Below are 17,238 nucleotides of genomic sequence, written 5' to 3'. Positions count from 1 at the left end.
AGTGGTATTACGCCGCCATCGGGCGTGGATAGCGGAACTCGGGATCGACGTTCGAGGGGCGGAGGCGATGGAGCATCAGTTGGACCATCGCCGGCTTTATGAAGCCTTCCGACAACAGGACGGTCTTCTCGCGGTCCTTGCTCAGGCGGCGGCAGCGGCCCAGCCGGGCGAACGTCCGCTCGACCGTCCAGCGGATCGGCAGGAGCACCCGACCGCGGGCTTCGTCGGGGCGGCGGATGATCGCCAACTCCCACCTCGCGTGCTCCTCGACCCATTCGTAGAGCCTGAAGTTGTGATACTTCGAGTCCGCGAACATCTGCGTGACGCGGCCCATCGGCTGGCCGTCCAGCCGGGAGAACAGGGCGGCCGCCGTGACCAGGACAGCCAGCAGCAAACCCATGGAATCCACGACGATGTGGCGTTTCCGGCCGTTCACGTTCTTGGCGTCGTCGCGGCGCCGTTCCTCGCCGCCGGACGTGGTGTCGACCGAATGGCTGTCGACGCTGGCCGTGGTCCGGGGCCGATAGGGCTCCTCCTTCGCCCGCACCTTCCGCCGGAGGGCGTCGTGGATGCGGTCGAGCGTCCCGTTCGACCGCCACTCGTCGAAGTACCGCCAGACGGTGCTCCGGGGCAGGAAGCCTTCCGGCAGGTACCGCCACTGGCAGCCGGTCCGGAGCATGTAGAGGATCGCGTCGAGGACCTCGCGGACGTCCGACTTGCGGGGCTGCCCGCCGGGGCACACGGGGATGAAGTGCTCGATCGAGGCCCACTGTTCGTCGGTGACGTCGCTGGAGTAGCGGTGCGTTCTCATACTCCTCTTACGAGGCTCGGCGGCCGCTCGGTCCACTTATGGGACAGTGAATTACACATCGATTACAAGTTTACGACAGTAGAAGGCCTCTGCAAACATCGTCGGCGAATTCGCTTCCATCCCACGGAGCCTCAGCATCGCGGAGAAAGTTTGCTCGTCAAACCACTGTTTGCCGGATTGAGACGTGAACTTGTCAATTATGCAGCGGATCTTCTTTAAGCAGGTCGCTTCATTAAGTGGCATAAACAGGTTTGGCGAGCCGATGTCGCCGTCGTATTTTGGAATCTCGTATTCAAGAATGAGATGATTGCGAAAAGTATTCCACGTGAGATCGGAGATCAAGCGATGATCCTGATGACGATCATTCCGGTAATGCGTAAAAATAAGATCTGGGTCGCATCGCTGTTTGATTTTCTCGAATTCATCTTTAATCTGGCTTCCCTCAAATGGGAAGTAGCCGTCTCGGAAGTCTCGTATTATGATGTCGCGTTGACAAGCGCCTTCCAAAAGCAGTTCTGCGCTTGACCTGGCCTCACGCTCCCTTAATGTGTTAGAACTGAAGACACACCAGGAAACAGCGACATTTTTGTGTCTTGCGAGCATCTCGAGAATTGTGCCTCCGCATCCAATTTCGATATCGTCGGAGTGGGCCCCCAAGCAGAGGATATTATAGTCGGCATCGCGAGGCTTGTTCATAATCAGATTGATCATTTGGACATCGCTCGAGGTGATAGACAGACTGTCAGGCGACCACTTTCGGCAGAACCAGAACACGCCTAACTTCTTACGGCCAAAGCGTTTTGGTTGTCTGCATTCGATGTCCAGGCGGCCAGGGTCATGGGGCCGCTGGTGATGGGGCTGGCGGACAGGCCAGCTCATCTAGATGTGAGATGATCGTATGGGCTTGTGCGAATTAATCGGTATTGTCGACGCAGGTGATTCTCCTGCAACGGACGCCGTCGTGGACCGATGCCGTTTCGGGGGGCCGCGCCGAAGCGGCGGAGCCAACTAGAGGGTGTTACGAACTCAACGCTGCAAGGATGGGGGCGGCGTTGTGGAGCATCAGGACGCTGAAGGCGACGTGATGCAGGCCCTCCAGGATCGAGGCCAGTCGCTCATCGTCGCGGGCCAGGCGGCGGAACCTCGCCATCCAGCCGAACGAGCGCTCGACGACCCAGTGGCGGGGGGGGGCGAACCCCTACTTCGCCTCGGGGAGCTTGACCACGTGGAGGATGATCCCGCGGCCGGCCGCCTCGTCGAACGCCTCCTCGCCGGTGTATCCCTGGTCGGCGAAGATCAACTCGACCGACTCGCCGGTCGCCTCGTGGATCGCCTCGCAGAGCCTGGCGACCTGGGCGCAGTCCTGCTCGTCGGCCGGGGTGACGTGCAGGGCGAGCAGGCGGCCCATCACATCCACGGCGATGTGCGCCTTCGAGCCGTTGCGTCGCTTGTAGCCGTCGTAGCCGGCGCGGGCCCCGCTCTCGGGCGTGGACTGAATGGTCCGGCTGTCGACGACCGCCGCGGTCGGCCCGCCGTCCCGACCGTCGGCGATGCGCAGCACGGCTCGGAGGTCGTGGACGATCGCCTCGAAGCAGCCGGCGGCCATCCATCGCCGGGCCTGATCGTAGACCACGTGCCAGGGCGGCAGGTCGTGGGGCGTCAGCCGCCAGGGGGAGCCGGTGCACACCAGCCGCCGAAGGGCGTTGAGCACCTCGCGGAGGGCGTGGCGACGCTGGCCGGCGCGCTCGGTCAACAGGGTCAGGCAGGGGGCCGCGAAGTCCCATTCGGCGTCGCTGACGTCGGAGTCGTAAAGTTTGCGATGGGTCGTCATGCCCAAACTACGTGGCCACAGGCCCTAAGTGGTTCATCCGGCAAGTTGTCTGATACCCGGTACGGCTGCGATCCCCGGCCTTCGGCGCGGCCGGTGCCTCCGCCGTCGTCCCCAGACGAACGGGTGGCGATGCTGGTTCCAGTAGGCCGTCGCCTCCTCGACCGCCCGGCACACCTCCTGCCACGTCTCGAACCGCCGCCCCTTCAGCGCCAGCGACTTCAGCACCTTCCACCACGGCTCGATGAGGTTGAGATAGGCGGCGTACTTCGGCTGGAAGACGAACTCCCACCGCGGGTGCGCCAGGCAGAACAGCAGCACGTCGGTCGCCCGGTGGGCGTTCAGGTTGTCGACGACGGCGTAGACCCGGGCGACGTCGGCCGGCACCCACGCCTCGGCCCTCTCCAGGAAGTCGACCCAATCGGCGATGCCGCGACTCGCATAGGGGGCGGTCAGGGCCTCGCCGGTCGCGGGCCGGAACGCCCCGAAGATGTAGCCCTTGCCGCGGCGGCCGTAGTCGATCTCCTGCCTGGCCCGCCCGGCGTGCCGGGGCGTGCCGTCGCCCCCTCGCCCCGGCTCGACGCGGACGACCCGTCGGCCGGGGTAGCTCTTGGCCGCTTGCGGCCCCATCTCGTCGAGGCAGACGACGGCCGATCCCTCGGGCGGGGCGGTGTAGAGCTTCTCGATCGCCCCCTTTTTGCGGCGAACTCGGGGTCGACCCGCTCGCCGAACCAGGTCTCCTGGTGCCGCCACCGCAGGCCCTCGCCGGTCAGCAGCTCGTCGATCCGGCTCCGCCGCATCGCGATGCCCTTCTGCTCGCTGAGGTAGGCCCGGAGCCGGTCGAGCGTCCAGGAGCCGAAGGGGAGGCCCAGCTCCTTCGGGTCGGTCAGGGCCGCGGCGACGACGGCGGCCCGCTGCTCGGCCCCGTAGATGGGCGGGCGGCCCGATCGGGGCCGATCCCCGAGCGCCGCCAGTCCCCCGTCATTGAAGCGGCGGACCCAGGCCGAGACGGTAGGCCTGGAGACGCCCGCCTCGTGGGCGATCCGGCCGACGGTCCGGCCGTCGGCGGACCCGAGGAGGATCGTGGCCCGCTCGACGAGGTGGGCCGGCGCGGTCCTGGCCCGGGCGATCCGCTCCAACTCGGCCCGCTCCTCGGGGGTCAACTCACGGAGGGCGATTCGATCCGGCATGGGGGGCTCCTCCGACAAATCGAGAGCTACCCAACCCTACTCGCAAACGACTTGCCGGATGAACCACTAAGAGGCCCTAACAGAGTTGGTGTGAGTATTGCGGGTGATAGGCCTCGGATCCCCGATCATCCGAGGGCCGACGCCAAGGCCACGGTGCTGATCCCCGGCGCGTCGTGGGACCGCATCCGCCCGCTGTTGCCGCCGCCCCCGAAGCCGAAGCGGCCCGACCGGCCCGGGCGGAGGTGGATCGACGCCCGGCTCTGCCTGACCGGGATCCTCTTCGTGCTGAAGACCGGGATCGGCTGGGAGGACCTGCCGCGGGAGATGGGCTGCGGATCGGGGATGACCTGCCGGTGCCGGCTGGCGTACTTGACGGCCGCCGGCGTCTGGCCGAGGCTCCACGCCCTGCTGCTCTCCGAGCTGGAGTGGTCCGGGGTGGTCGACTGCAGGCGGGCGACGATCGACGGGTCGCACGTGCGGGCCCGGGGCGGCGGCGAGGCGACCGGCCCGAGCCCGGTGGACAGGCGGAAGAAGGGGATCAAGCGCGTCATTGTCACCGACGCCGCCGGCCTGCCGCTGGCGGCCGTGACGGCCCCGGGAAAAAGGCCGGAGTTCACGCAGTTGGAGCGGGCCGTCGACGCCGTGCCGCCGGTCCGCGGGCCGCGAGGCCGGCCGCGGCGGCGGCCCGACGAGATGTACGCCGACCGCGGCTTCGACTCGAAGGCGAACCGCGACGCCCTGCGACGACGCGGCGTCCGCCCGATGATCGCCCGGATCCGGACGCCGCACAGCGGCGGCCCGGGGAGGAGGCGATGGGCCGCCGAGCGGACCATCTCATGGCTCCACGGCCTCGGCCGCCTGCGAGTCCGGAAGGATCGATCAGCGGCCAGGCCTTCCTGTCACTCGGTTGCTCCCGGATATGCTTCGCAAACCTAAGCCGATAGCGGAACTTTGTTAGGGCTTCGAAAGTTCGTAACACCCTTTAAGCTCGACTTGTGCAGTGCTTGAGCTCGTCTCGGTCGGTACGATGAGGGATGGAACGGTTCCTCAAACGCACCGGCCGAGGACGGGCTCATGGCCATCCTACCCGAGACTCCCCGCGGCTTCTGGGACGATTTCGCCCCGGTCTTCACGCGTCCGACCTTCCGCCGATTCCTGACGCTGTCGGGGGCGGCGATCCTCGCGGTCGGGCGACGCACCGTCGCCAACCTGCTGCGGACGGCCGGCCCGCTGGCCGACGGGGCCGCCTCCAGTTATCGGCGCGTCTTTTCCCAGGCGCGCTGGTCGTCGATCCGGCTGGCCGAGGTCCTGGCCCGTCGCGTTGTCGACCTGCTCCCGGCCGACGCCCCGGTCGTCCTGGTGGGCGACGACACGGTCCTCACCCGCCCGGGCCGCCGCGTCTTCGGCAAGGCCCGGCATCGCGACCCGGTCCTCTCGTCGCATTCCTTCACCGCCTGGCGGCACGGACACAAGTGGGTCGTGCTCGCGGTCCTGGTGCGGTTCCCGTTCGCCGCCAGGCCCTGGGCCTTGCCGGTGCTCGCGGCCTTGTATAGGAGCGAGGCCGACAACCGCCGCGAGCGGCGGCGGCATCGCACGGAGGCGCAGTACATGATCCGGCTCCTCCGCATGATGCTCTATCTGGTTCCCCGGCCGCCGGCTCGTGTTCGTGGGCGATTCGGCCTACGGGACGCACGAGCTCGCCCGCTTCGCACATCGGCGTCGCGGGCGGCTGACGCTCGTCATCAAGCTCCATCCGGAGGCGAACCTGTTCGAGCCGCCGCCGGCGTACTGCGGCCTGGGGCGGCCCCGGGTCAAGGGGGCCCGGATCCCGAAGCCCCGCGAGGCGGTCGTCGCGGCGGCCCGGCTCAGGCGGCTGACGGTCGCCTGGTACGGCGGAGGGACGCGGCGGGTCGAGACGGCGTCCGGGGCCGGATGCTGGTACAAGAGGGGCGAGGGGCTGGTCCCGATCCGCTGGGCCTTCGTCCGCGACCGCGACGGTGCCCACCGCGATGAGTATTTCTACGCGACCGACCCGACGCTCGACGTCCGTCGCGTCGTCGAGACCTACACCGGCCGCTGGAGCGTCGAGACCACATTCCAGGAGACGCGGTCCGACCTCCACGTCCAGACGACCCGGGGTTGGAGCCGCGAGACGGTGCTACGAGCCACGCCCTGCCTCTTCGGGCTGTACTCGATCGTGGCTATGCTCTACGCCGCCATGCCGTGCGGGCGTCGCGTCGGCGCGGTCGCCTGGCACGGCAACTCGGTCGTCACGTTCTCTGACGCCCTCGCGTCCGTCCGTCGCTGGATCTGGGCCGAAGGGGTTGTCGCACACCTGCCCGACGGGCCGGCCGTCCAGAAACTCCCGCCCCCGATTCGCGAGGTCCTCTACGCCTCACTCGCCCCGGCGGCGTAGAGGCCGTGAAACTGCACAAGTCGAGCTAAGAGCCTATCTCATTTGGCCTGCGGCGCGGTAGGTGATGTACGCGCAGGCGAAGTGCAGCAACGCCTCGTAGTCCTCCGCCTTCTTCTCCCAACGGATCAGCGGTCGGCGGAAGCGATCCATCCAGCTAGGCGTCCGCTCACGACCCAACGGCGGGCGCGATAGCCGGGGACCGCGGCCTCCTCGCCCCGCGCCTTGACGTGGGCGGTGAGCCCCCACAGCTCGACGACCTCGCGGACGTCGGCGTAGTCGTAGCCCTTGGCGGCGCAGAAGTGCAGCGGCCGCTCGGCCGCGGGCTCCGGCCCCAGGACGGGTTCGCCCAGCCCGCGAGCCACTTGTCAGGCTCGTTCGCCCCGGCCACGACCAAACCGACGGGGGTGCCGCCGCCGTCCGTCAGCAGGGATCGCTTGGTCCCCGACTTGCCCCGGCCGGTCGGATTGGGCCCGGTCTTCCCCCCCGAGCGGGGCCTTGGTCATCGCCCCGTCGATGCACAGCCACTCCCAGTCGATCCCGCCCAGATCGTCGCACACGGGCGGGCCGAGCCGCCAGAGCTCGCGGAAGACGCCCGCCTGCTCCCACTCCTGGAACCGGCGGTGGGCCGAGCTGCTGGCGCAGAGGCCCGTGGCGTCCAGGGCGTCCCACCGGCAGCCCGTGCGGAGGACGAAGAAGATCGCGTCCATCGCCCGGCGGTCGTCGACGCGGGGGTTGCGGCAGCCCGGCGGATGCGCCTTGCACGCCGGCAGCAGGGGCTCGAGGGCTCCAGAGCGTGTCGGGGATGCGCCATCCGTGGTCGACGCGGGCCTTGCGCGGGGCGGCCTGGGCCGTTGCTGCAGCCTCCTGAAGCGGCGTCCTTTCGCTTCGGGAGAGCATGCACGATCACTGCCTACCGAGATAGGCTTCTAGGTTCTGTCTGACGGCTCGAGGAGTCGGAAGCAACGGCGGATCATGGCGAGCTTCACCATCGCCAGGAAATTGACCGCCAGCTTCTCGAACCGGGTCGCCAGGCGGCGGTTCTCCTTCAGCCAGAGGATGCACCGCTCGACGATGTTGCGGCGGCGGTAGGCCTCGGCGTCGAACCTCGGGTTTCTCCGCTGATCCTTGCGAGTGGGGATCACGGCCCTGATGCCCCGACGTCGCAGATAGCGGCGGATACGCCGCTAGCTGTAGCCCTTGTCGCCGGCCAGGCGTCGAGGCCTGCGACGCGGCCGGCCTCGACCGGGACGCTTGATCCGCACCGCCTCCAGGGCCGGCTCCAGGGACTTCGACTCGTGGGCCTGGCCCGCCGTGACGACGGCGGAGAGCGGCACGCCGCCGGAGTCGACGACCAGGTGCAGCTTCGTCCCGAAGCCGCCCCGCGAGCGGCCGAGGGCGTGGTCGACGGGCTCGGCCGTCCCCCTTTTCCCCCCCGGCCCCGGCGGCCGCGCGGCTGGCCCGGATGGACGTCCCGTCGATGCACCAGAGGTCGAAGTCGATCCTTCCCGAGGCGTCAAGCCGCAGGTGGAGCCGCTCCAGGATGCGGTCGATCGTCCCATCGCGAGCCCAGCGGTTGAAGCGGTCGTAGACGCTCTTCCACTTGCCGTAACGTTCGGGCAGCTCCCGCCACTGGGCCCCTGTGTGCAGGATCCACAGGACCCCGTCGAGCGTGGAGCGGTGGTCGTTCCACCGACCGCCCGGTCTGCCCGCCGGAGGGAGCAGGTCGGCGATCAGGGCGAATTCGTCGTCCTTCAGCTCGTAGCGTCGCGACATCCCGGCCTCCCTGGTGAAGCCGCCATCGTAACGCTTTACGAGCCGTCAGACAGAACTTAGTCGGTCTCGCGGTTGATCACGTGCACGAGCGTCGCCGGGCCCAGGCCCACGCCACGTACGTGGTCCATGGCGTCGAGCAGCTGACCGACCTGGTAGGCCGGCGGCGGCGCGGCTGCTTCGCGGGTCGTATGCACGACGTCAGACGGCTGCAGGTCCGCCTCGGCCGGGCCGATCGGCTCGCCGTCGCGGATCCGGACGATCAGCGTCCTATCTGGGTCGTAGCCGACGCCCGAGGCGTGCGTTAGCGTCGCCCGATCGGCCTTCGATTCATGGGCGAAATGGAGCGTCGACCGATCGTGCACGGTCGGCAGAACCGCCGGGCTACGGTCAGGTCGACCGCGAGTGACGACTTCCACAGCCTCCGACTCGACGCGGATCCGGGCCGGCAGGGGATCGATCAATCGACATCTCCAGACCCGACGATGCGAGACGAACCGCCACAGCCCCCGCGCGAACGAGGCCGCCTTGACCCAGCCGGCCGGCCCCGCCCCCGCCACCACGTAACGCCGCTCGACGAGACCGAACCGCTCGACCTGACGGCGAGAAGACTTCCCCAGCGTCCGCCCCAGACTCGTCGATGAAAATCCATGAGTCCCGATTTCCTACCCCAGTCGGAAAACTGTAGAGATCAATGCCTCGGACGGGTACTTCGCCCCGCGCCTGGTCATGAAGTCGATCGCCACCAGGCAGCCGGCGGCTTTCGCATCCTTGTCCGAGCCGCCCGCCTGGAGGCCGGCGAGCCAGTCGCGGAAGCATCGCTCGAAAGCCTTCGGCTTCAAGGCTAGGTTCTGTCTGACGGCTCGTAGAGCGTTACCATGGCGGCTTCCCCAAGGAGGCCGCGATGACGCGTCGCTACGAGTTGAAGGATGAGGAATTCACCCTGATCGCCGACCTTCTGCCGCCGGTCGGGAGGCCGGGGGGTCGCTGGAACGACCACCGGACGACCCTCGACGGCGTCCTCTGGATCCTCCACACGGGGGCCCAGTGGCGGGAGCTCCCGGAGCGTTACGGGAAGTGGAAGAGCGTCTACGACCGCTTCAACCGCTGGGCCCGAGACGGGACCATCGACCGAATCCTGGAGCGGCTCCACCTGGAGCTGGACGCCTCGGGGCGGATCGACTTCGACCTCTGGTGCGTCGACGGGACCTCCATCCGGGCGAGCCGCGCGGCCGCCGGGGCCGGGGGGGAAAAGGGGGACGGCCGAGCCGGCCGACCACGCCCTCGGCCGCTCCCGCGGCGGCTTCGGGACGAAGCTCCACCTGGTCGTCGACTCCGGCGGCGTCCCGCTCTCGGCCGTCGTCACGGCGGGCCGGGCCCACGAATCGAAGTCCCTGGAGCCGGCCCTGGAGGCGGTGCGGATCAAGCGGCCGGGCCGGGGCCGGCCGCGACGGCGGCCCCGCCGCCTGGCCGGCGACAAGGGGTATAGCTATCGGCGCATCCGCCGCTACCTGCGACGGCGGGGGATCAAGGCGGTGATCCCGACCCGCAAGGACCAGCGGAGGAACCCGAAGTTCGACGCCGGGGCCTACCGCCGACGAAACATCGTCGAGCGGTGCATCCTCTGGCTGAAGGAGAACCGCCGCCTGGCGACCCGGTTCGAGAAGCTGGCGGTCAATTTCCTGGCCATGGTCAAGCTCGCCATGATCCGCCGTTGCTTCCGGCTCATCGAGCCGTCAGACAGAACCTAGGATCAGGCGTCGCGCGAGGGGACGCCGTCGGACAGGGCGAGGAGCCGTCCCGGCCACTCGCGGACGAAGCGCGGCTCAACGATGGATTGACGTGGGGCCTCCGCAGGCGCACAGCACGCCGCAGACGGCGACGACCGCGGCGTCGACCAGCCGAGGCTTGCGATTGCCCGCACGCCGAAGATTGCTCGGCGACTCGAAACACGACCGGATCGCGCCGACATCCATCTGCTTGGCCACGACCATCGCCCCGCCGCGAGCCCCGCCGGGTCGGCCCACGACACGCGAGGCCCCGAGTCCGACGGACCCCACGAGCGTAGCCGATCACCCCCCGGCCGCGGTAAACCGACCAGCCAGCATATGTTTGTGTCGACTCTTGCAAAGCGCAATTATTGAGCAGATCATTCGATATATCAATCTCGATGGAGACGCAGGCCGTGCGCCGCCTCATCCCACTTCAGGAGCTTACGGTCGCGTAGACCCATCGGACAGTCACTCTGTCGTCTTCCTCAACGCCGAGGGAACGCTCTCGCCACGATGAACGTCCGATTGGCATCGCTCCAAGAGGTCGAGGATCGATTTGACGCGTACGGACCAGTCCTCGCCAGCGACCAACTCCGACCGCCGACGATCGGATTCTAGACTACGTGCGGAAATCGCGAGCTCCAGCTGTGCAATCCAACCCTCGAGGTCTTCGGCGATCCTGACCTCAGGCTCGTAGGCACGAACCTCGGGAAGTGGGCTTGAGACCACGGGCAGACCGGCCGCCAGGTACTCACGCAACTTGATAGGATTCATACTTAATGTGAGTTCGGTGATTTTATGAGGAATCATGGCGACATCGAACCCACGGCTGTAATGGGGCAAGACCGAATGGTCGCGCTGGCCTAGGAAATGAAGATTCTTGATGGTATGGAATCTCTGGATATCGGTCTGAACCTTCCCCACCAGAACGATCGACCAGTCGGGACGCCGCCGGGCGATCTCTCCCAGTAGATCGAGGTCTTGCCAGTCCTGCACTAACCCGTAATAGCCGATGATCGGTCCTGGAAGTGCTTTTAGGTCCTCGGCGACTGGAAAGCTCGGATCCAGCGCCTGGGCGAAATGTTGGTACAAGACGCCGTGCGGGACGTACACGGTGTCGGGATTGAACAACCGTCGCGACTCAAAAAGATTCTGACTCGTCGTAATAACCAAATCAGCCGCCTGACAGAGCTCCCTATCAAGCCTCTTCGTGGTCTCGACGTCGTACCCAGTAAATGCGGCGAATTCATCGACGCAGTAGTATATGACACGCGATTCGCCGAAGGCTCCTAGCAAGGGACCGACGTCCGCCGTAAAGCTCCAAAGTTGTCGATGCGGGGAAAGCCCGCGAAGAATCCAACGAGTCTGAAGGCCGATGAGCCACCGATTGAACTTTCTAGCTAAGATCGAGCTTGGGAGGGGAACGACCAGAGGGGTCAGCACCCAGAGTCGCTCCTGTACCTTGACCACGCCTCGGCGGAATTGAGACAGTTTTTCCACGATCGAACCGAGATCGCGACGATTCAGCGACGGCCGCCGAGACGCATGCCAGTTGATCCAGAGGACGTGTTGTGATTTGGCCAACTCACGCATGACGTGGTGTTTGCTTGTGGGATCGAAAAAAAAGTTGTTGGCTAGGCAAATGATCGTTGTGCCGTTGTTCATCGCGCCGCCTTCTTCCAGGTGACTTTCTCAACTCCCCAGATCCCTCGCAACGAGCCGAGCCATGCCGCCGCGTTCACCATGCAGAAGTAAAATGGTATCCCGATGATCGCCGGCCAGCGTGCATTGGGACGCGTCGCACCGATAAGGGCACAGGAATAGAACGCGAGCTGAGCTCCAAGGAGAAGGTGAATTAAGAAGGTCGAATCACGCCGCATGAGGATCAAGGAGCAGCAGAAAATCACGAGTAGGAACCAGGGAATCAACCAGCGTAGGAGCTTGTGAGAGATATAGGACCAGAAGAGCTGCCCATGCCTCGGGCTCGGAACGGCATGGCCTCGAATGAGCTCCCGAAACGCTCCTGCGACGATGCGGACTTTCCGCCGGAACTCTTGCCTCACATCCACTGTGGCGTTCTCTGAGGCGAGTATTGTAGGGTCGTAAACGACGCGGTGACCTGACAACGCCACGTTCATCCCAATCACAAAGTCGTCGAGGATCGTATCCGCTGGAAGGGGGTGGTACAGATCCCTGCGTAGTGCGTACATCCCGCCGTCAACGGTGACTGTGGAACCGAGCGCCGACTCTTTCATTTGGATGAAGCGCTCATATCTGTAGTATAGCCCTTCGCTCTCACCAAAAGGGGCGTCCTCGCTCCGAATGCGAACGTCACCAGTGACCGCCCCGACCATCGGATCAGCGAAATGTGACGCCATGCGGCCTAGAGCCGCAGGGTCGAACATTACGTTGGCATCGCAGAGAACGATGATCTCGCCGCGAGCCTTCGCGATCGTGCGGTTCAATACCGAGATCTTGCCTGAACGTGGCGAGTACGCACACAAACCGATGCCTTGCGATTCGAAATGCCTAACAGCATCGTTAGTGCCATCATCACTGCCATCGGACGCAACGATGATTTCTAGACGATCTTTGGGGTAAACGATGGCGATGCTGTTCTCAAGTTTTTGTCGAATGACTTGAAGCTCGTTGTACGCCGGTATGACAAGCGTGACCGTGGGCTGGTAGGGAGCGTCCGCGTCGGCCATTCTCGCTTCCGCATAAATTCTTGGCATAAAACGTAATAGCAAGGGGTAGGCTACGTATACGTAAGTCAGGATGGCTGTGCATACCCATATGGCGATCCACATCGGCGATTGATCCTGAATGATAGCACATGGCGATTACGCCGGGACCGAGTTATCTGAACATTTCTGACCATGGTCTCCCAGCAGCTGGTCTGGTGCATGGCGGGAGGGACCTGCTGGTGAACTGTTCGATCATGGCTCCGCAGCTTGGTCCGGAAGCCGTTGGAGCATCCCAGCCGGGTCAAGTTGCTCGACGGCCGGGCCGAGGCGAAGTTGATCGCCCGGACGTGCGCGCCGGCATCGGGCGGTCGTTGGACCTGGGCAATGCAATGTTTGACCGACCACATCGTCGGATTGTATACTGTTCGGGCGATCTACGACAGGATGGTCCGCCGCTGTTTACAGCGATTTGCCCTCGGTCAGCGTCCGCGAGTGATGGTCATGGAGTCCTGAGCGTGGCGCGTCGGCACGGGCTCGCACCGTGGGGGGCGTCTTCGGGTATCTGCGCGAGCGGGCGATTGGTGGGGCGGGCCGGGGCGAGGCCCCGCGACGCCGACGTGCGGCCGGGCCCCGGGGGCGTCGCGCCGCGGGCCCGGCCCCTGAGCCAAGGGCGAGGACGGCGACGTCGGTCCGGGACGGCCTGAGGGGCCCGCCGGCGTCCCCCGGCGCCATGGACGAGCCGAGGTCCCGAACCTCCGTCGACCACGCCCCGGCCCCCGCTCCCACCTTGGCGTCGCGGCGGCGGACGACTTCCGCGTCCGCCGCTCGGAGGCGGCCGAGGCCGCGATCGAGCGGACCGGGGCGATGAAGGTCCGGCCGCCGCCGTACAGCCCCGACTCCAACCCGCTCGGCGGGACGTGGCCGAGGATCGGGGGGCGTCCGCGCCGCGGGGACGACCCCGGCGTTGCACCAGGCGCCGGCCGACCAGGGCGATTGCCTAGCAACCTATACGCCGAATAACACTTTACAGCGGTTTACCCCGGGATGGCATACAGCCCTGAATGCCTGAACCAGCCGGCGATATCCTTGGCCGTGGTCTGGTAGAGGGCGTCGGCCGGCGCCTGATGCAACGCCGGGGTCGTCCCCGCGGCGATCCGACGCAGGCGGGCCTTGAGCTTCGACCACATCTCCTCGATGGGGTCGTGGTCGGGGCTGTACGGCGGCGGCCGGACCCCTCTCGCCCCCGCCCGCTCGATCGCGGCCTCGGCCGCCTCCGAGTCGTGGACGCGAAGGTCGTCCATCACCACGACGTCGCCGGGGCGCAGGTTCGGCGCGAGCACGCCTTCGGCGTAGGTCCGGAACGCCGGCTCGTCCATGGCGCCGGCGAACGCCGACTCGCCGCGGAGGCCGTCGAGGCCCACCGCCGCGACCACGGTCGTCGTCCGCCACGCCTTCGGGGCCGAGCCCTCGGCCCGACGCCCCCCCGGGGCCCAGGCTTGCGTCGGGGTCATCGACGCGTCGACACCGGCCTCGTCCAGGACGATCCGCCGTCTCGGATCGAGCCGCTTCGCCTTGCGGCGGGACCTCCGGCGGGCCTCCTTGACGTCGGGGCGGTCGCGTTCGGCGGCGTGCGGCGACTTCTTCTTCCGCGTCCAGCCGGACCGCCGCAACGGCCGCCAGATCGTCACGAGCGTGCAGTCGAAGCCGCCCCGCTCCTTGATCTGCTTCGGCGTGGCGTCGGGGTGCCGGCGAACCAACTCGAACAGGCGAATCCGCTCGTCGAGCCCGAGCTTGAACCCGGCCCCGCCGCCGTGGGGCCCCGGCTCCAGGCCGCCGCTCGCACGCCGACGCTGCAGCATCCGCACCACGAACGACGGGCTCACCTCGAACCGCCGGGCGATCGCGCGTTGCGACTCCTCGCCCCTGTCCACCGCCGCGACCACGCGCTCCCGAAGATCCGCCGAACGAGGTCTTCCCACGGCACGCCTCCCGAGCCGACGCGTCACTCGCTCATGGCTCTGTAGCCATCCTTCGCGTCTGCCAAGGGGAAGGTGACGCGGATGTACGCCGACTCGAAGCATCACGACTTCAGGCTCTACGGGTGGGTCGAGGCGAACGCGAGGTGGGAGACGGCGATCATCCGACGTCCCGACGGCTCGAAGGGCTGGGTGAGGCTGCCGATCCGCTGGACGGTCGAGCGGACGTTCGCCCGGCTGGGCCGCTGCCGGCGGCTGACCAAGGACCGCGAGAAGACGGTCCGGTCGTCGGGGTCGTTCATCAAGCCGGCGATGATCCGGCCGATGCTCCATCGCCTCCGGCCCTCGGACGTCGACCCGGAGTTTCGGTATCGACGGCCCGCAACGGCAGCGTAATGCCACTTATGGGTCGTCTCTGAGATGTCAAAACAACACCTGAACCGGTCTCCGTGATGCCGAGCCTCGACCTCCAGGGTCACGAAATCGTAGGCCCCCTTGATCGTGACAAAGAGCGCCGCAGCGATCAACTTGATGAGCGGATGCAACTTTCGCTCGGCGAGGTTCGGTCAAACCTGCGAAGTGATGCTTGATGTGAGTCGAGGATCGGGACTGATTATTAATTCGCCGTCGGCTCGACTCGCTCGCCCGATAACGGCCCGTCGACCGTTCGACCACAGGTCGGCATGCCGTTGTCTTCCCAAACTACCCCACCGTGGCGGAATCGCCCTCGAGGCTCGAGCGGGATCACGGTCCAACGTCGACTTCGATATCGACTCGGGTGCGTCGTGGCTCAAAGATGATCAGACCGTCGGCCCCAGGTCAACTACCGACCCGTCAACCGTCATCGATCGACAACGGAGCGACTAGGTTCTGTCTGACGGCTCGATGAGCCGAAAGCAACGGCGGATCATGGCCAGCTTGACCATGGCCAGGAAGTTGACCGCCAGCTTCTCGAACCGCGTCGCCAGCCGCCGGTTCTCCTTCATCCAGAGGATGCACCTCTCGACGATGTTGCGGCGGCGGTAGGCCTCGGCGTCGAACGTCGGGCTTCGCCGCTGGTCCTTGCGGGTCGGGATCACCGCCTTGATCCCTCGCCGTCGCAGGTAGCGGCGGATGCGTCTGTAGCTATACCCCTTGTCGCCGGCCAGGCGGCGGGGCCGGCGTCGCGGCCGGCCCCGGCCGGGCCGCTTGATCCGCACCGCCTCGAGCGCCGGCTCCAGGGACCTCGACTCGTGGGCCTGGCCCGCGGTGACGACGGCCGACAGCGGGACGCCGCCGGAGTCGACGACCAGGTGCAGCTTCGTCCCGAAGCCGCCGCGCGAGCGGCCGAGGGCGTGGTCGGCCGGCTCGGCCGTCCCCCTTTTCCCCCCCGGCCCCGGCGGCCGCGCGGCCGGCCCGGATGGACGTCCCGTCGATGCACCAGAGGTCGAAGTCGATCCGCCCCGAGGCGTCCAGCTCGAGATGCAGCCGCTCCAGGATGCGGTCGATCGTGCCGTCGCGGGCCCAGCGGTTGAATCGGTCGTAGACGCTCTTCCACTTTCCGTATCGCTCCGGCAGCTCCCGCCACTGGGCGCCCGTATGGAGGATCCAGAGGACGCCGTCGAGCGTCGTGCGGTGGTCGTTCCACCGCCCGCCCGGCCTCCCGACCGGAGGGAGCAGGTCGGCGATCAGGGCGAACTCCTCGTCCTTCAGCTCGTAGCGTCGCGTCATCGCGGCCTCCTCGGGGAAGCCGCTATCGTAACGCCTTGCGAGCCGTCAGACAGAACCTAGGCGTTGCATGAGTGAGCTACATGTGTTGATCGCGCTGGATTCCAAAGTTCCCAGGGTGCTTGCCCTCGAGTCCATAAATCCTCGAGTTGTTGTTGATCCTTGAAGGTGTCCATGCATGCCCAGTAGCCTTCATGTCGGCATGCGATCAACTGTTCATCGTGGATTAGCCTCTGGAAGGGCTCTTCAACCAATTCCTCGCCGGTTCTCAAATAGTCGAACAATTCGGTTCGGAATACAAAGAATCCTCCATTGATCCAAACCTTAGATCGATTCACCGGCTCGATGCCTGTGACAACGTCGCCCTCGACAGAAACGATGTGGTAACTCTGCGGTGGACGGACCGCCAAAAAACAACCCAACTTGCCTCGCTGGCGGAAATGATCGATGTAGTGCGGGAGGTGAAGATCGGTAACTCCGTCGCTGTAGTTGGCCAAAAACTCTGACTCCCCATCCAGATAGGGTTTTACAATCTTCAATCTCTCGCCGACGCTTGCGTTGACTCCAGTATCGACGAAGGTGATTCGCCAGTCCTGGATATCGCTGCTTAGCAGCCGAAGATCGCGTCCGCCTTCTGAGAGGATGAAGTTGTTGGAGACACACTCATCGTAACCTAGGAAATACTTCTTGACGGCGTCGGCTCGGTAGCCGAGGCATAGAATGAAATCCTTGTGTCCGAAATGGGCGTAGTACTTCATGACATGCCATATTAGTGGACGATAGCCAATAGGGATCATTGGCTTGGGTACTGGCTCAGGATACTCTCGGATCCGCATGCCAAGGCCGCCGCAGAAGAGAACGACTTTCATATCCGGCCTCCCATTCTCGTAACTTTGACGAAGTTAAGCGTTCACGAGCCAATTGATGGGGGAGCTTCGGCGTGTCGACGGATTGAGCCGGCTGCCGAACTTGGGTGATGCCGAAAATGAGACGGGTAACGCCGCGGTAGACGTCCTTCGAGTTCTCGTATCTGTCGGCGAACGCCCTCTCGACACGATTCCCTTGCTTGTAGATCTCGCGC

Annotated in this window: 13 protein-coding genes and 6 pseudogenes; 5 read left to right on the top strand and 14 right to left on the bottom strand. The window is 65.9% G+C overall.

Annotated features, from left to right (window positions below; genetic code table 11):
* Positions 1–7 precede the first annotated feature (7 nt).
* From VT85_RS17235 to VT85_RS30060, 5 genes and pseudogenes are all read right to left on the bottom strand, one after another.
* Positions 8–811 (bottom strand): IS5 family transposase, encoded by an 804-nt coding sequence (locus VT85_RS17235; RefSeq protein ID WP_068417979.1) that lies wholly within the window; start codon positions 809–811, stop codon positions 8–10.
* 51 nt (positions 812–862) lie between these two features.
* Entirely contained in the window at positions 863–1,690 is an 828-nt protein-coding gene (locus VT85_RS17230; RefSeq protein ID WP_197490828.1) for a PIG-L deacetylase family protein, read from the bottom strand.
* Between the two features lie 139 nt (positions 1,691–1,829).
* Positions 1,830–2,642 (bottom strand): annotated as a pseudogene (locus VT85_RS17225) (IS5 family transposase).
* 33 nt (positions 2,643–2,675) lie between these two features.
* Positions 2,676–3,392, bottom strand: coding sequence for a transposase (locus VT85_RS29300; protein WP_231871401.1), 717 nt, complete (start codon positions 3,390–3,392; stop codon positions 2,676–2,678).
* Between the two features lie 29 nt (positions 3,393–3,421).
* Positions 3,422–3,829, bottom strand: a pseudogene (locus VT85_RS30060) (helix-turn-helix domain-containing protein); the annotation flags it as partial.
* 153 nt (positions 3,830–3,982) lie between these two features.
* On the opposite strand from VT85_RS30060, the pseudogene VT85_RS17210 reads away from it, so the two are divergent.
* The 3 genes and pseudogenes from VT85_RS17210 (at position 3,983) to VT85_RS29295 (ending at position 6,245) form a co-directional block, all read left to right on the top strand.
* A pseudogene (locus VT85_RS17210) lies at positions 3,983–4,773 on the top strand (IS5 family transposase).
* A gap of 130 nt (positions 4,774–4,903) precedes the next feature.
* Positions 4,904–5,398: pseudogene (locus tag VT85_RS30055) on the top strand (transposase); the annotation flags it as partial.
* 97 nt (positions 5,399–5,495) lie between these two features.
* Positions 5,496–6,245, top strand: coding sequence for a hypothetical protein (locus VT85_RS29295; protein WP_231871400.1), 750 nt, complete (start codon positions 5,496–5,498; stop codon positions 6,243–6,245).
* Positions 6,246–6,278: 33 nt separating this feature from the next.
* Here the strand turns inward: VT85_RS29295 and VT85_RS17200 are convergent.
* The 4 genes and pseudogenes from VT85_RS17200 to VT85_RS27740 all read right to left on the bottom strand — a co-directional run bounded on the left by VT85_RS17200 (position 6,279) and on the right by VT85_RS27740 (position 8,857).
* Positions 6,279–7,049: pseudogene (locus VT85_RS17200) on the bottom strand (IS5 family transposase).
* Between the two features lie 122 nt (positions 7,050–7,171).
* Positions 7,172–8,018: pseudogene (locus tag VT85_RS26865) on the bottom strand (IS5 family transposase).
* Positions 8,019–8,074: 56 nt separating this feature from the next.
* Positions 8,075–8,479, bottom strand: coding sequence for a hypothetical protein (locus VT85_RS17190; protein WP_156512919.1), 405 nt, complete (start codon positions 8,477–8,479; stop codon positions 8,075–8,077).
* A gap of 201 nt (positions 8,480–8,680) precedes the next feature.
* The gene (locus VT85_RS27740; protein WP_156512918.1) at positions 8,681–8,857 is read right to left on the bottom strand and encodes a hypothetical protein; all 177 of its coding nucleotides are present in this window, start codon (positions 8,855–8,857) and stop codon (positions 8,681–8,683) included.
* Positions 8,858–8,919: 62 nt separating this feature from the next.
* On the opposite strand from VT85_RS27740, the gene VT85_RS26860 reads away from it, so the two are divergent.
* A protein-coding gene (locus VT85_RS26860; RefSeq protein ID WP_068415722.1) for an IS5 family transposase occupies positions 8,920–9,766 on the top strand; the annotation gives its coding sequence in 2 pieces (ribosomal slippage) (positions 8,920–9,258 and positions 9,260–9,766; 846 coding nt in all).
* Positions 9,767–10,255: 489 nt separating this feature from the next.
* Here the strand turns inward: VT85_RS26860 and VT85_RS17170 are convergent.
* From VT85_RS17170 to VT85_RS17155, 3 genes are all read right to left on the bottom strand, one after another.
* Positions 10,256–11,452, bottom strand: coding sequence for a glycosyltransferase (locus VT85_RS17170; protein WP_082858679.1), 1,197 nt, complete (start codon positions 11,450–11,452; stop codon positions 10,256–10,258).
* Positions 11,449–12,597, bottom strand: a complete 1,149-nt coding sequence (locus VT85_RS17165) for a glycosyltransferase family 2 protein (RefSeq protein ID WP_082858678.1) — start codon at positions 12,595–12,597, stop codon at positions 11,449–11,451. The genes VT85_RS17170 and VT85_RS17165 overlap by 4 nt, the downstream gene beginning before the upstream one ends.
* A gap of 911 nt (positions 12,598–13,508) precedes the next feature.
* Entirely contained in the window at positions 13,509–14,453 is a 945-nt protein-coding gene (locus VT85_RS17155) for an IS630 family transposase (RefSeq protein WP_197490824.1), read from the bottom strand.
* Positions 14,454–14,534: 81 nt separating this feature from the next.
* Between VT85_RS17155 and VT85_RS17150 the strand changes: the two genes are divergently transcribed.
* Positions 14,535–14,846, top strand: a complete 312-nt coding sequence (locus tag VT85_RS17150; protein ID WP_156512916.1) for a transposase — start codon at positions 14,535–14,537, stop codon at positions 14,844–14,846.
* 467 nt (positions 14,847–15,313) lie between these two features.
* Here the strand turns inward: VT85_RS17150 and VT85_RS26855 are convergent.
* Together VT85_RS26855 and VT85_RS26850 are read right to left on the bottom strand one after the other, a co-directional pair.
* A protein-coding gene (locus VT85_RS26855; protein ID WP_068419915.1) for an IS5 family transposase occupies positions 15,314–16,160 on the bottom strand; the annotation gives its coding sequence in 2 pieces (ribosomal slippage) (positions 15,314–15,820 and positions 15,822–16,160; 846 coding nt in all).
* 56 nt (positions 16,161–16,216) lie between these two features.
* Positions 16,217–17,026 (bottom strand): sugar phosphate nucleotidyltransferase, encoded by an 810-nt coding sequence (locus VT85_RS26850; protein WP_082858676.1) that lies wholly within the window; start codon positions 17,024–17,026, stop codon positions 16,217–16,219.
* Positions 17,027–17,238: the final 212 nt, after the last annotated feature.

The organism is Planctomyces sp. SH-PL62, assembly GCF_001610895.1.
Classification (GTDB): Bacteria; Planctomycetota; Planctomycetia; order Isosphaerales; family Isosphaeraceae; genus Paludisphaera.
This window is presented reverse-complemented; position numbering and strand designations above follow the sequence as displayed.

Bases quoted from the DNA above. Each gene is read 5' to 3' on its own strand.
- VT85_RS17235 (WP_068417979.1), bottom strand. From the start codon at position 811: ATGAGAACGCACCGCTACTCCAGCGACGTCACCGACGAACAGTGGGCC.
- VT85_RS17230 (WP_197490828.1), bottom strand. From the start codon at position 1,690: ATGAGCTGGCCTGTCCGCCAGCCCCATCACCAGCGGCCCCATGACCCT.
- VT85_RS17170 (WP_082858679.1), bottom strand. From the start codon at position 11,452: ATGAACAACGGCACAACGATCATTTGCCTAGCCAACAACTTTTTTTTC.
- VT85_RS17165 (WP_082858678.1), bottom strand. From the start codon at position 12,597: ATGTGGATCGCCATATGGGTATGCACAGCCATCCTGACTTACGTATAC.
- VT85_RS17150 (WP_156512916.1), top strand. From the start codon at position 14,535: ATGTACGCCGACTCGAAGCATCACGACTTCAGGCTCTACGGGTGGGTC.
- VT85_RS26850 (WP_082858676.1), bottom strand. From the start codon at position 17,026: ATGAAAGTCGTTCTCTTCTGCGGCGGCCTTGGCATGCGGATCCGAGAG.